A 14,307-nucleotide genomic window follows, 5' to 3' on the forward strand; every position below is an offset into this window, starting at 1 on the left:
TTCTTTCCACGTCATATTCGTCTTTGCGTTATAGTGTTTTCATCATAAGAGCAGGAGAACACAATGCTAAATGTGGAAATGCTATCCACCGGGGATGAGGTGTTGCACGGACAAATCGTTGACACCAATGCCGCCTGGCTGGCTGATTTTTTCTTTCATCAGGGCGTTCCGTTATCACGGCGAAATACGGTAGGCGATAATCTGGACAGTCTGGTCGCTATCTTGCGTGAACGCAGTCAACATGCTGATGTTTTGATTGTTAATGGCGGGTTAGGGCCGACCAGCGATGATTTAAGCGCGCTCGCCGCGGCAACGGCAAAAGGCGAAGGATTAGTACTGCACCAGGCGTGGCTGACCGAAATGGAACGCTACTTTCAGCAGCGTGGCCGCGTGATGGCGCCGAGCAACCGTAAACAGGCGGAACTGCCTGCCAGCGCGGAGTTTATTAATAATCCGGTCGGCACTGCCTGTGGATTTGCGCTACAGCTCAACCGCTGCCTGATGTTTTTCACCCCCGGCGTACCGTCGGAATTTAAGGTTATGGTGGAGAAGGAAATCTTACCGCGGTTACGCGCGCGTTTTTCGCTGCCGGAGCCGCCGCTTTGCCTGCGGTTAACGACTTTTGGACGTTCAGAAAGTGACCTCGCGCAGCGTCTCGATTCACTGCCGTTGCCGCCCGGCGTGACGATGGGGTATCGCTCATCAATGCCGATCATTGAACTGAAATTGACCGGCCCGGCTACGCAACGGGAGGCGATGCTGGCGTTATGGCCAGAGGTCAAACGGGTTGCCGGGCAGAACCTGATTTTTGAAGGTACGGAAAACCTGCCGGCGCAAATAGCCCGCCGCCTGCAGGAAAGGCAGTTGAGTCTGACGTTGAGCGAGCAATACACCAGCGGCTTACTGGCGCTACAGCTTTCCCGCGCCGGGGCGCCTGTTCTTGCCAGCGAAGTCGTTCCTTCTCAGGAAGAGACGCTGGCGCAAACGGCGCACTGGACGACAGAACGGCGCAGCAATCATTATGCCGGTCTGGCGCTGGCCGTGTCGGGGCTGGAAAACGAACATCTTAATTTCGCGCTGGCGACGCCGGATGGCACGTATGCCTTACGCGTGCGTTTTAGCGCCAATCGGTATAGCCTGGCAATACGTCAGGAGGTCTGCGCGATGATGGCGCTAAATATGCTGCGCCGCTGGCTTAATGGCGAGGACATTACCAGCGAGCATGGCTGGATAGACGTGGTTGAATCATTGACATCATAATCCCTTTCTCTTATCTGCGATGGGAACGACATCGTGAGCCGGATAAGGCCGCTATGCCATTATCCGGCAATATCATCTGCTTTTTTGTCCAGCCAATTGTACTGAATACAAAGTAATACGTGCGTTAATTCACATTTATATGGTTAACCCTTCCACTCCGTTGGAAGGCGGATAAGCTTTGACGCGCTTCACAATTTTTTCCCTACTGACCTTTCACACTGATTCCAGTGTCTCAGACTGGAGTCCAATATGTTGGAATCAAGTAAAGTCCCGGCTCTTACTCGCGCAATCGACATCCTCAATTTGATCGCGCGTATTGGCCCATGCAGCGCGGCAATCATTATTGAAACGCTGCGTATTCCAAAAAGCACCGCGTACCTGCTGTTGAATGAATTAAAACGTCAGCGATTTATTAGCCTCGATCATCAGGATAACTACTGCCTGTGGACTAAGCTCGTTGAATTGTCGGGTCATGCGCTCAGCAAGATGGATCTGCGGGAGCTGGCGCGTCCTCGTCTAACACAACTGATGGATGAAACCGGGCTGCTGTGTCACTTGGGGATCATCGACCACGAAAATGCGTATTACATACTGAAAGTGGAATCCTCATCCACTATCAGCGTGCGCTCGCATGAGGGGAAAAGCCTCTCTCTTTATCGTTCCGGCATCGGCAAATGCCTGCTGGCATGGCAGCCGGCCGCCGTACGCAAAGCCATTATTGAACAACTGGTATGGGAGCGAGCCACGCTGACCACCATCACCGAGCCGCAACAATTGAATGATGAGCTGGAACGCATTCGCCAGCGAGGATGGAGCTTTGATAACGGGGAGGATTATCCGGATGTCCGCTGCGTTGCCGCACCGGTATTTAATGCCAGAAACGAACTGACCGCGGCAATTTCAGTGGTCGGCACGCGCCTGCAAATCAACGAAGAGAATCTTGATTATTTGGCCGGTAAAGCTATTGCCTGTGCCAAAGATATTTCACGCCTGTTGGGATGGAAAAGTCCCTTCGACTCACTCGCATCTTAAAATGGAGAATATTATGACTCTTCCTAAAATTAAACACGTTCGAGCCTGGTTTATTGGGGGCGCTACCGCAGAGAAAGGGGCTGGCGGCGGGGATTATCACGACCAGGGAGGAAATCACTGGATTGATGACCATATCGCCACTCCCATGAGCAAATATCGCGACTATGAGCAGTCTCGTCAGTCTTTTGGGATCAACGTGTTAGGGACGCTGATTGTCGAAGTAGAGGCGGAAAATGGGCAGACGGGGTTCGCCGTTTCGACAGCAGGGGAGATGGGCTGTTTTATCATAGAAAAACATCTTAACCGGTTTATTGAAGGCAAATGCGTAAGCGATATCAAACTTATTCACGATCAGATGCTCGGCGCGACCATGTACTACTCCGGTTCCGGCGGTCTGGTGATGAACACGATTTCCTGTGTGGATCTGGCGCTGTGGGATCTGTTTGGCAAGGTGGTTGGGCTGCCGGTTTATAAATTGCTGGGCGGAGCGGTGCGCGATGAAATTCAGTTTTACGCCACCGGCGCACGCCCGGATCTGGCTAAAGAAATGGGCTTTATCGGCGGTAAAATGCCGACTCACTGGGGACCGCACGATGGTGATGCGGGGATCCGTAAAGATGCCGCGATGGTGGCGGATATGCGTGAAAAGTGCGGGCCGGATTTCTGGCTGATGCTCGACTGCTGGATGAGTCAGGATGTGAACTATGCGACTAAACTGGCTCACGCCTGTGCGCCATTTAATCTCAAATGGATTGAAGAGTGTCTGCCGCCGCAGCAGTATGAAGGCTATCGCGAATTAAAACGCAACGCGCCTGCAGGGATGATGGTTACCAGCGGCGAACACCATGGTACGCTGCAATCCTTCCGCACTCTGGCAGAAACCGGCATTGATATTATGCAGCCGGATGTTGGCTGGTGCGGCGGATTAACCACGCTGGTTGAGATCGCCGCGCTTGCCAAATCGCGCGGGCAACTGGTGGTGCCGCACGGTTCGTCTGTCTATTCGCACCATGCAGTTATTACTTTCACTAATACCCCTTTCAGCGAGTTCCTGATGACCAGCCCGGACTGCTCCACCCTGCGTCCGCAATTTGACCCGATTCTCCTGGATGAGCCGGTGCCGGTGAATGGACGCATCCATAAATCAGTGCTGGATAAGCCGGGCTTCGGCGTCGAGCTTAACCGTGACTGTCACTTGAAACGCCCTTATAGCCACTAATAACTCGTGCGTTGCCTTTGTACGGCAACGCCCTCATCCTGTTGAGGATATTGCTATGAGCATCACTTTACTTGACGGCGTAGTGAAGAAAAACCGCGCACGTTTAATTCCTTTTATGTTGGCGCTGTATGTACTGGCGTTTCTGGATCGTTCAAATATTGGTTTTGCCAAAGAGACCTATCAGATAGATACCGGGCTAAGTAATGAAGCCTACGCGCTAGGGGCCGGTATTTTCTTTGTGGTTTACGCTTTCCTTGGCGTACCGGCTAACCTGCTGATGCGCAAATTTGGCGCAAGAACCTGGATCGGCACGACTACCCTGCTGTGGGGCTTTCTCTCTGCTGCGATGGCCTGGGCGGATAGTGAAGCAAAATTTCTGATAATCCGCACGCTATTGGGCGCGGCGGAGGCTGGATTTTTCCCCGGCATGATCTATCTAACTTCACAATGGTTCCCGCAGCGTAACCGTGCCAGCATTATGGGGCTATTTTATATGGGCGCGCCGCTGGCGTTAACGTTGGGTTCGCCGCTCTCCGGCGCTCTGCTGGAGATGCATGGTTTTATGGGGCACCCGGGATGGTTCTGGATGTTCGTTATCGAAGGCCTACTGGCGATTGGCGCAGGGATATTCACCTTTTTCTGGCTTGATGACACTCCGCAGCAGGCGCGTTTTCTTAGCCTGGAAGAAAAGAACGCGCTTATCAGGCAACTGGCGAGCGAAGAAGAGAAAAAGGTCACGTCAAGGCTTGCGGATGCGCTGCGTAATGGACGCGTCTGGCAACTGGCTATTATTTATCTGACGATTCAGGTGGCGGTATACGGACTCATCTTTTTCCTGCCGACCCAGGTTGCCGCGCTATTGGGCACTAAAGTGGGCTTTACCGCTTCGGTGGTAACAGCGGTTCCCTGGGTGGCGGCTTTGCTTGGCACATGGCTTATTCCTCGCTACTCCGACCGTACCGGCGATCGCCGTAACGTTGCGGCAGTGACGCTACTGGCTGCGGGCATTGGCATTGGCCTGTCAGGTCTGGTTTCTCCGGTGCTCGCTATTCTGGCGCTCTGTGTTGCAGCAGTAGGATTTATTGCCGTTCAGCCCGTATTCTGGACCATGCCAACGCAGTTACTTTCCGGTACGGCTCTGGCGGCAGGAATTGGTTTCGTTAATCTGTTTGGCGCTGTGGGCGGTTTTATTGCCCCAATTCTGCGCGTAAAAGCGGAAACGTTGTTTGCCAGCGATGCGGCGGGCCTGCTGACGCTGTCCGGAGTCGCCATCATTGGCTCATTAATTATCTTCACGCTGAGCGTTAATCGTCCGGTGGCGCAATCCGGCGCTGCGCATCATTAATCTTATCTACGTTGTAAGGATCGCTATGAACGCATTGTTATCAAATCCTTTTAAAGAAGGATTACGTAAAGGGGATACGCAAATTGGTTTGTGGCTCAGTTCAACCACCTCTTATATGGCGGAGATTGCGGCGACGTCGGGTTATGACTGGTTGTTAATAGATGGCGAGCACGCGCCTAATACGGTGCAGGACTTGTATCATCAGTTACAGGCCATCGCCCCATACGCCAGCCAGCCGGTGATTCGCCCGATCGAGGGAAGTAAAGCGCTCATTAAACAGGTACTGGACATCGGGGCGCAAACGCTACTGATCCCGATGGTTGACACCGCAGAACAGGCGCGCCAGGTCGTTTCCGCTACCCGATACCCGCCGTTGGGGCAACGAGGCGTTGGCGCGAGCGTGGCGCGTGCGGCGCGCTGGGGGAGAATCGACAACTATATGGCACAGGCCAATGAGTCGCTCTGCCTGTTGGTGCAGGTTGAAAGCAAAGTGGCGCTGGAAAACCTTGACGCGATTCTGGAGGTTGAAGGCATTGATGGCGTCTTTATCGGTCCGGCAGATCTCTCTGCTTCATTGGGTTACCCCGATAATGCCGGACACCCGGAAGTGCAGCGAATCATTGAATCGTGTATTTATCGTATTCGCGCCGCCGGAAAAGCGGCGGGTTTTTTGGCGGTCGATCCGGCAATGGCGCAGAAATGTCTGGCGTGGGGCGCGAATTTTGTCGCGGTCGGGGTAGATACGATGCTCTACACCGAGGCGCTGGACAGCAGGTTGGCGATGTTTAAATCTGTTCAGTCAGTAATCACGGCAAAACGTAGTTATTGAGAAAAATGCCGGATGGCACGTATGTCTTACGCATGCGTTTTAGCGCCTATCGGTATAGTCTGGCAATACGTCAGGAGGTTTGTGCGGTGATGGCGCTAAATATGCTGCGCCGTTGGCTTAATGGCGAGGACATTACCAGCGAGCATGGCTGGATAGACGTGGTTGAATCATTGACGGCATAGAACTTTTAGTGGGAAGGCTTGGCCTTCCCATCCTTATATACTTATAAATTCTTCGCAGAGCATCATTTCAGGATAAGAGCCTAATGGGATAGGCTCTAAGTACTCACCATTACTGGAGACTGTATTCATATATTTGCCGCCGGGTTTGGGTGTTAAATAGTGCTTGTTCCTCTACTGAAAGCGTTAAGAAATTTTCCGCAAATTCTCGTAGTGTGGTAGCAGGATCATTTTGCCCGGCATTCGATAAGAGTTGAATTGTATGGTAACAAAATAGACCACAGCCGTTGGGTACATTATTTTGTAAATTAGTTTCAATAAAATCAATATCTTCGTTTTCTGATATACCTGCAATTTTTGCTGCTTCTATAATCTCTTGCTTAGTATTTTCATTTAAATCATAATAAGTATTAAATATAAGGCATTTTATTTTTTCTGCAAGTTTATAAAATAAACAGAGAAGCCAGTGATCTCCTGTATTTACCAGGAAGACTTCATTGTGAGATAATCCTGATTGAGCAATCTTTTCAAGTAGCTGAGTGCTTAATATATTTTCTTTGGTGGTAGGATGAATCAGCCCAATAGGATAGTTTACCGAGAGAAGAGGTGATTCTTGAACCAGACCTTGCGTTGCAGCTGCCAGCTCATCTGACGACAACATTCGCGCACCACACCAAAGATTTTCAACTCCTACCTGTTCTTGATCTGTCTGAGCGAACTGGTCGCCCATAATTTTATGTGCTATTCCTATTTTTTTAGAAAGGTCGGTTGTCGCTGAACCGGCCATATAAAGTAATCTGGAAGGGGCATGTAGCTTTTTCCACTCAGTATTATTTTTTGTTATATCGTTATTGGCGATTTGATGTAATACAAGGCAAGCCTGATTGATTTTTTTGTCTATATCTGGTGATCCCGATCTTTTTCCGCTAAAGAGATCAAAAAGTAATTTCTCAACTTTATGTCCCAGGTCATCGTTGCGTAACGCAAGATTGCATAACAGATCAATACAATTCTGATTACCGTTCTCTACTTCGCCAATCAACAACGCAAGCGCCTCATCGCTCACATCTTCTGAATATAAACTGTGAAATTGCGGTGTGCTCAATCGGTAAAGTGAATTTACACATATATTCATTTTGCTCTGTTTCCTGGTAGGTGAAAGTAACGAATATGATGTCATGTATAATTATTTGTAAAAATATTATTGTTAGTGGGAGATATATTAAATCAGGCATAGACCTGATTTTATTATTATTCACATAACACTCAATTATTATTGGAGATATTCAGTTATCCCCCTCTTTAAAGGAGGCTGGTAACGCGGCGATACAAGAGATATTGCTCTATAAACAGTAACGTCGTTATCTGTCATGCCACCGTGGGTTAGCGGTCATGGTTAACCAAATAGGGCAGGTTATTGCAAAGAGACATCCGCGTTTATACCCAAAATAATCCGTAGCCAACACATAAGCAACTTGAAGTATGAAGGGTATATGTCTGATGGAAAATCGTCCCTGGTGAGTAGGGTAATAGCGCCGGAGGGGCTCCGGCGCTTTTTACTTAGCCGAGCGCCTGGGCCAGTAGCGTAATGGGGTGTTCGCAGCGTTTGCTTGTAGACATCTCAATTTGCCACTTACAGGTTTCACAATCGGTGACGACAATGTCGGCGCCGCTCTCTTCAATCTGGCGGAACAGCGGCGCGCCGATGGACTGTGATGTCGGATAGTTTTCCTTTTTAAATCCATACGTACCGGCAATGCCGCAGCACTGTGAATCAAGTACCGTCAATTCAAGCCCCGGAATTTGCCGCAACAGTTCAAGCGTGTAAAGCGTCCAGCCCATTTTTTCCATATGACACGGCGTATGGTAGACCACTTTCAGCGGCAAAGGATTAAGCGGCAGCGTTTTCCCGGCATCCAGTTTGCGCCATAGCCAGCGGGTGGCCAGCTCGATATGTTCGCGCAGCCCGGCGTTGTCCACGTCCAGCACTTCAGGATATTCATCGCGCAACGCAAACGTACAGGTGGATGACGTGGCGATGACCGGAATACCTTTGACGGCAATCGCCTCGCGTAGCGACTCCACATTGCTGATAGCCTGTTTGCGAGCTTTATCCGTAAAACCGTTAGCGATCAGCGGTACGCCGCAACACTTCTCTTTACTCAGTAACTGTACGCCAGTACCCATTGCGTTCAGCACCTTAATCAGATCTTTTCCGAGCTGCGGATGGTTGTAATTCACAAAACAGCCATGGAAAAAGGCGACCTGATCTTTGTATTTAGCCTGCTGCGCCGCCACGCTACGATACCAGCGGCGGAAGGTGCCGAAAGAGTATTTTGGTAAGGTGCGGCGATGATCGATTTTGAGCGCGTAATCAAGCAACTGGCGCACTGGCTTTAATGCGGTGGCGGTATTGACCACCGGCGCGAACGGCGTTGAAACGCTGCCCATCAGATCGGTATGGCTGAGAATAAAATTACGCAATGACGGGCGCGTCGTATCGTATTTCGCGCGGGCGCGCTGGATGATATCGCCAATCTTCACGTCCGACGGACAGGCGACCTCACACCGTTTGCAGTTAATGCAATATTTCAGCGCCTCATCATACAGTGCGCCGTCTTTCAGACGCAGGCGCTCGCCATCCGGTCCGGCCTGTTTAGGGCCAGGGTAGCCAGGATTAACGCGGCTGACCGGGCACGCGGTGGTGCACACCGTACATTTAATACAACTTTCAAAACGTGTGTCGCTCATTGCTGTTCTCCTGCACGCTCAGCGATATGGTGCGCGGCCTGGAGGGCGCTGACTGCGCAGACACCGCCGCCGCATCCCTCAGCTATAGGATCGAATCCCGCCAGCACAGAACCTATTGCATACAGATTTTCTACCGTGTTGCCCGCAAGGGAGGGGCGGAAGGCGTCATCCGTCACGACGCCAAACTGCTGCCAGGGCTGTGGGTCGAAGAAATGTTGTTGATACCATTCGGCGCGGGTGGCCGTTTGCTGTACGTCGAGCCCTAAAATAGGTTCGCGGATCCCTTCGCGCTCGGCAACCAGACCGCTACTAAAGAAGCTACCGCTGGCAAGTACGGCAAAACGCGGGCGCAGTGGGATATCGGCATGGTTGCGGGTCCATATTTCGCTCACGGTACCGCGACGGCAGGTGACTTTCTTCACTTCATCGCCCGGCATCCAGATGCCGCCCTGACGGACAAACTGGCGCTGGAGTTGATTGTGCAGACGAATACCGAGCACCGATGGCGGCAGCGTCGGCAGCAGCGTGAGCGCGCAGGGCAGACGTTCGTTAAGCCAGCGCCACAGCGTATCGTTCGCCAGCCCGAAACAGGCGGGCATGATGATCATGTCGCAGTTTGTCGCTATTGGCGACAGCGCGTCGTACAGCAGTGGCCATTTTTCTTCGTTATCAAGTAGACGCGCAATATTGACCGCGCGAAATTCCGTCGGGTTATCACGCAGTACGTCCAGTTCCGGAAGGTCGATTTCTGCGGTTTCCACGTTGAGGTCGCGTTGGCGCAGCGACGCTGCCGCAAGGTGCGCCTGGAAATCCAGTAATCCGCTAACGCCGACGACGCAAATTCGCTGTGCGGATAACGGCCAGACCGGTACTTCCGGCGAGCTAAGCCAGGTTGAACGCAATGTGCCAAGCGGCGTGACACGCTGGTGCGCCTGCTGTACGTCGCCGTATAACTGCGCGCCGCTGGCGTTAAGTAGCGTTTGCGCCTGTTGCGCCAGCGTAAGGACTTTTTGCGCGCCTAAACGCGAATAAGGATGTTCAGGCGCCTGGCGGCGCAGCGCATCAAGCCCGGCGGTAATGTCGGTCACCGGTTGGCCGTCGGGCAGGGCGCTGAGCAGATCCAGCGAGCCGGAAGAAAAATGCAGCGCGCTTTGTCCGCGGGTGACGATGGCGCAGCGTAATCCATGCTGCTGGAGTTGCAGTCCGCACAGCAAACCGGCGAGACCGCCGCCCATAATAACCGTATCAAATTTCATCCTGGTGCTCCTTCTCCAGACCGCATAATCCCTGATAAACCCAGCGCGTGAATTCGCTTTCGCGCAGCGCGTCTCCCCAGGCGACAGGTTGTACGCCTTTCCAGCGCTCATTCAGAAATTCAGAGAGTTGCGTAATAGATTGCGCCGCGGTCGTCACATTAAAACGCTGCAATAGCCCGGCCGCGCGGCAGGCGCACAGTTCGCCCTGGCAAGTGCCCATCCCTACGCGGGTGCGACGGCGCAGATCCAGCAGGCTATTCACGGTTAAGTTTTCGACGGCATACTGCACTTCCCCCGCCGTGACGGCCTCGCATTCACAGACCAGGCTACGGTGTTGGCGGCCTTCACTCAGCCACCCCGGCGTGCGATCGCCATGCCGATAAACCGCCGATCCGCGTAGCGGCGCGGGAAGCGAGATAATGCGTTTCAGCGTATGTTCCGTAGACTCTTTTGAGCCAGGCAACGGCGTATCCGCCGTGATGCAGGGGCGAGTATTACCCAACTTGCGGCACACGGCGTCGGTCGCCCATTCCGCCATCAGGCGGTAAGTCATTAGCTTCCCGCCGGTAATGGTAATGAAGCCATCAAGCCCGTCGCGTTCGGCGTGGTCGAACAACACAATACCGCGGCTGACGTTACGACCGCTGGGATCGTCATCGCTGGCCACCAGCGGGCGGACGCCGGAATACGCGCGCAGAATACGCGTCTTCGCCATGACAGGGGCCAGTTTTTCCCCTTCACGCAGCAGGATATCGACTTCATCTGCGGTGACGCGGTTGCTGTCTATCTCATTGTAATCAATATGGGTAGAGGTAGTGCCGATCAGTGAAATCGTATCGCCAGGTACCAGAATGTCGGCATCCGATGGTTTCCGGCAGCGGTTAATGACATGCTGGTTGATCCGATGGTCCATGATCAACAGCGAGCCTTTCGCCGGGAACATGCGAATACTCAGGTCGGCGTATTCGGCGATCCGTTGCCCCCAGATACCTGCCGCATTGACCACCACCGGCGCGTGAAGCGTCTGGGTTTCGCCAGTGAGATGGTTGCGCACATGGACGCCGCAGACCGTTGCGCCTTCACGAATGAGCCCGGTCACTTCATGCGCCGTTAACACGATTGCGCCATGTTCTCTGGCATCCAGCATATTGGCGGCGGTAAGGCGGAAAGGGTCCACGGTGCCATCCGGCACTTTTACCGCACCGATGAGCGCAGGGTTAACGGAAGGTTCGATGATGCGAGCCTGCTGCGGATCGATGGCTTCAGCGCGAATGCCCGCCGCTTCACAGGCGCGAATAAAGGTGGCCTGAAACGCAAGATCATCTTCCGGCAACGTAATAAACAGACCATCCGTCGGTTCGACGCAATGGCGGGCGATCCGTTTTAAAATCTGGTTTTCACTAATGCACTCGCGCGCGGATTCCGCGTCGGTAACCGCATAACGAGCGCCGCTGTGCAGCAGTCCGTGGTTACGCCCGGTCGCGCCGGTCGCTATATCATGCCGTTCCACCAGAATGACACGTAAACCGCGCAGCGCGCAGTCGCGGGCGATCCCTGCGCCTGTTGCTCCACCGCCAATGATAATCACGTCACTTGCTTGCGAGTCGCGAGTTTTCATTGTTTTTCCTCACAGTTCGTTTTTTATCATTTAGCCATACAAATCATATGGAATGTTTGATTTCGCGCATAATCGCTCACTATTCGAAAATGAAACGTGATTTCGTGCGCCTTTCTGAACATTGGTCATAAAACTGTAACAATATGTGCTGTAATTCACATTAACGTGACGTATCTTTACTTAACATCGCGGCCACACTGGGAGCAGCGGGGTTGTTTGAACAAACTGCGGTGTTTACCTCTAAATAAAATACGGGCCACGGAGGCTACAATATGTTGAGTATTTTTAAACCAGCGCCGCATAAAGCGCGCTTGCCAGCGGCGGAGATTGATCCGACCTATCGCCGATTACGCTGGCAGATTTTCCTGGGGATATTCTTTGGCTATGCCGCGTATTATCTGGTGCGCAAGAACTTTGCCCTCGCGATGCCCTACCTGGTAGAACAGGGTTTTTCACGCGGCGATCTGGGCTTTGCGCTGTCCGGGATTTCCATCGCTTATGGTTTTTCGAAATTTATAATGGGTTCAGTGTCCGATCGCTCGAATCCGCGCGTTTTTCTGCCGGCAGGGTTGATTCTGGCCGCAGCAGTCATGTTGTTTATGGGCTTTGTGCCGTGGGCGACATCCAGCATCGCCGTGATGTTTGTGCTGTTGTTCCTTTGCGGCTGGTTCCAGGGGATGGGGTGGCCGCCGTGCGGACGTACGATGGTTCACTGGTGGTCGCAGAAAGAACGCGGCGGCATTGTGTCGGTCTGGAACTGTGCGCATAACGTCGGCGGCGGGATCCCGCCACTGCTGTTCCTGCTGGGGATGGCGTGGTTTAACGACTGGAAAGCGGCGCTCTATATGCCAGCCTTTGGCGCGATTGTGGTGGCGCTGTTCGCTTTCGCAATGATGCGCGATACGCCGCAATCCTGCGGTCTGCCGCCTATCGAAGAGTATAAAAACGACTATCCGGACGACTACAACGAAAAAGCGGAAGAAGAGCTGACTGCGAAGCAGATCTTCATGCAGTACGTACTGCCAAACAAACTGTTGTGGTACATCGCTATCGCCAACGTGTTTGTTTATCTGCTGCGCTACGGCATCCTCGATTGGTCGCCGACCTACCTGAAAGAAGTGAAGCATTTCGCACTGGATAAATCCTCCTGGGCCTACTTCCTGTATGAATACGCGGGTATTCCGGGCACGCTGCTGTGTGGCTGGATGTCGGATAAAGTCTTCCGCGGCAACCGTGGCGCGACCGGCGTGTTCTTTATGACCCTGGTGACTATCGCGACCATCGTTTACTGGATGAACCCGGCAGGAAACCCGAACGTTGATATGGCTTGTATGATTATCATCGGCTTCCTGATCTACGGCCCGGTAATGTTGATCGGTCTGCACGCGCTGGAACTGGCGCCGAAAAAAGCGGCGGGTACGGCGGCGGGCTTTACCGGTCTGTTTGGTTACCTGGGCGGTTCTGTCGCTGCAAGCGCCATTGTGGGTTATACCGTTGACTTCTTCGGTTGGGATGGCGGCTTTATGGTGATGATTGGCGGCAGCATTCTGGCGGTAATCCTGCTGGTGGTCGTGATGATTGGTGAAAAACGCCATCATGATGAGCTGCAGTTAAAACGCAACGGAGGCTAATAACATGAAAACCACACTGAAAAACCTTAGCGTGGCGTTAATGTTGGCAGGAATGACCATCGGAAGCGGCGCCGTGGCGGCTGAAAAAGTCGTTATCGCCCACCGTGGTGCCAGCGGTTATCTGCCGGAGCATACGCTACCGGCGAAAGCGATGGCGTATGCGCAAGGGGCAGATTATCTGGAACAGGATTTAGTGATGACAAAGGACGACCATCTGGTCGTCCTCCATGACCACTACCTTGACCGGGTGACTGACGTCGCTGACCGTTTTCCGGACCGGGCGCGTAAAGATGGGCGCTATTACGCTATCGATTTTACGCTGGATGAAATTAAATCCCTGAAGTTTACCGAAGGGTTTGATATTGAAAACGGCAAAAAAGTACAAACTTATCCGGGCCGTTTCCCGATGGGAAAATCTGATTTCCGCATTCATACCTTTGAAGAGGAAATTGAATTCGTTCAGGGATTAAATCACTCTACCGGTAAAAATATCGGTATTTATCCGGAAATTAAAGCGCCGTGGTTCCATCATCAGGAAGGGAAAGATATTGCCGCGAAAACGCTGGAAGTGCTGAAGAAGTATGGTTACACCGGCAAGCAGGACAATGTCTATTTGCAGTGTTTTGATGTCGCTGAGCTGAAACGTATTAAGAACGAACTGGAACCCAAAATGGGGATGGATCTCAATCTGGTTCAACTTATTGCGTATACCGACTGGAATGAAACACAGCAGAAACAGCCGGACGGTCGTTGGGTAAATTACAACTACGACTGGATGTTTAAGCCGGGCGCTATGAAGCAGGTGGCGGAATATGCGGACGGTATTGGTCCGGATTACCATATGCTGGTCGCGGAAGGCTCAACGAAAGGGAATATCAAGCTGACTGGAATGGTGCAAGACGCGCATCAGAATAAGATGGTAGTGCATCCTTACACTGTGCGTGCCGATCAATTGCCGGACTATGCCACAGACGTCAATCAGTTGTACGACATCCTGTATAACAAGGCGGGCGTCGACGGGCTGTTCACTGACTTCCCGGATAAGGCGGTCATGTTCCTGCAAAAAAATGACTAAAGGTTTGCCATAGTCGAAGTGACGCGCCGGATGAGGGCATAAACGCCTCATCCGGCCTGGCGCAACGTTTGCCAGCGTAAGTCTGGTAAACGCAATGCCATCAGGCGGGGTT

General features: G+C 52.5%; 12 protein-coding genes. 8 read left to right on the forward strand and 4 right to left on the reverse strand.

Features of this window, described 5'->3' with window-relative positions:
- Nucleotides 1-63: 63 nt before the first annotated feature.
- The 6 genes from J4613_RS17655 (at nt 64) to J4613_RS17680 (ending at nt 5,867) form a co-directional block, all read left to right on the forward strand.
- On the forward strand, nt 64-1,260 hold the full coding sequence (locus tag J4613_RS17655) for a nicotinamide mononucleotide deamidase-related protein YfaY (RefSeq protein WP_000935685.1): 1,197 nt from the start codon (nt 64-66) through the stop codon (nt 1,258-1,260).
- Between the two features lie 249 nt (nt 1,261-1,509).
- Nucleotides 1,510-2,292 (forward strand): IclR family transcriptional regulator, encoded by a 783-nt coding sequence (locus tag J4613_RS17660; RefSeq protein ID WP_000894170.1) that lies wholly within the window; start codon nt 1,510-1,512, stop codon nt 2,290-2,292.
- A 13-nt stretch (nt 2,293-2,305) separates the two neighbouring features.
- A complete protein-coding gene (rhmD, locus tag J4613_RS17665) occupies nt 2,306-3,511 on the forward strand; it encodes an L-rhamnonate dehydratase (protein WP_111742540.1) in 1,206 nt (401 codons plus the stop codon).
- Nucleotides 3,512-3,566: 55 nt separating this feature from the next.
- Complete coding sequence (locus J4613_RS17670) at nt 3,567-4,856, forward strand: MFS transporter (RefSeq protein ID WP_000028932.1); 1,290 nt, start codon at nt 3,567-3,569, stop codon at nt 4,854-4,856.
- A 25-nt stretch (nt 4,857-4,881) separates the two neighbouring features.
- Nucleotides 4,882-5,685, forward strand: coding sequence for a 2-keto-3-deoxy-L-rhamnonate aldolase (gene yfaU, locus J4613_RS17675; protein WP_058653414.1), 804 nt, complete (start codon nt 4,882-4,884; stop codon nt 5,683-5,685).
- 5 nt (nt 5,686-5,690) lie between these two features.
- A complete protein-coding gene (locus J4613_RS17680) occupies nt 5,691-5,867 on the forward strand; it encodes a molybdopterin-binding protein (RefSeq protein WP_072208669.1) in 177 nt (58 codons plus the stop codon).
- Nucleotides 5,868-5,976: 109 nt separating this feature from the next.
- Here the strand turns inward: J4613_RS17680 and sseL are convergent, their stop codons facing one another.
- From sseL to glpA, 4 genes are all read right to left on the reverse strand, one after another.
- Entirely contained in the window at nt 5,977-6,999 is a 1,023-nt protein-coding gene (gene sseL / locus J4613_RS17685) for an SPI-2 type III secretion system effector deubiquitinase SseL (protein ID WP_001017733.1), read from the reverse strand.
- A gap of 425 nt (nt 7,000-7,424) precedes the next feature.
- Nucleotides 7,425-8,615: an anaerobic glycerol-3-phosphate dehydrogenase subunit GlpC gene (gene glpC, locus J4613_RS17690; RefSeq protein ID WP_001285726.1), complete on the reverse strand. Its 1,191-nt coding sequence runs from the start codon at nt 8,613-8,615 to the stop codon at nt 7,425-7,427.
- A complete protein-coding gene (gene glpB, locus J4613_RS17695; RefSeq protein WP_000667152.1) occupies nt 8,612-9,871 on the reverse strand; it encodes a glycerol-3-phosphate dehydrogenase subunit GlpB in 1,260 nt (419 codons plus the stop codon). Before glpB ends, glpC begins: the two co-directional genes overlap by 4 nt.
- A complete protein-coding gene (gene glpA, locus J4613_RS17700; protein ID WP_000857205.1) occupies nt 9,861-11,489 on the reverse strand; it encodes an anaerobic glycerol-3-phosphate dehydrogenase subunit A in 1,629 nt (542 codons plus the stop codon). Before glpA ends, glpB begins: the two co-directional genes overlap by 11 nt.
- 272 nt (nt 11,490-11,761) lie before the next feature.
- Here glpA and glpT point away from each other — a divergent pair, with 272 nt between their 5' ends.
- Nucleotides 11,762-13,120 (forward strand): glycerol-3-phosphate transporter, encoded by a 1,359-nt coding sequence (gene glpT / locus J4613_RS17705; RefSeq protein WP_000948739.1) that lies wholly within the window; start codon nt 11,762-11,764, stop codon nt 13,118-13,120.
- Nucleotides 13,121-13,124: 4 nt separating this feature from the next.
- Nucleotides 13,125-14,195 carry a glycerophosphodiester phosphodiesterase gene (glpQ, locus tag J4613_RS17710; RefSeq protein WP_000858952.1) on the forward strand — a complete coding sequence of 357 codons (1,071 nt, stop codon included), beginning with the start codon at nt 13,125-13,127 and terminating at the stop codon, nt 14,193-14,195.
- Nucleotides 14,196-14,307 lie beyond the last annotated feature (112 nt).

Source organism: Salmonella sp. 32020114201800008SM (assembly GCF_017572025.1).
GTDB classification, from domain to species: domain Bacteria; phylum Pseudomonadota; class Gammaproteobacteria; order Enterobacterales; family Enterobacteriaceae; genus Salmonella; species Salmonella enterica.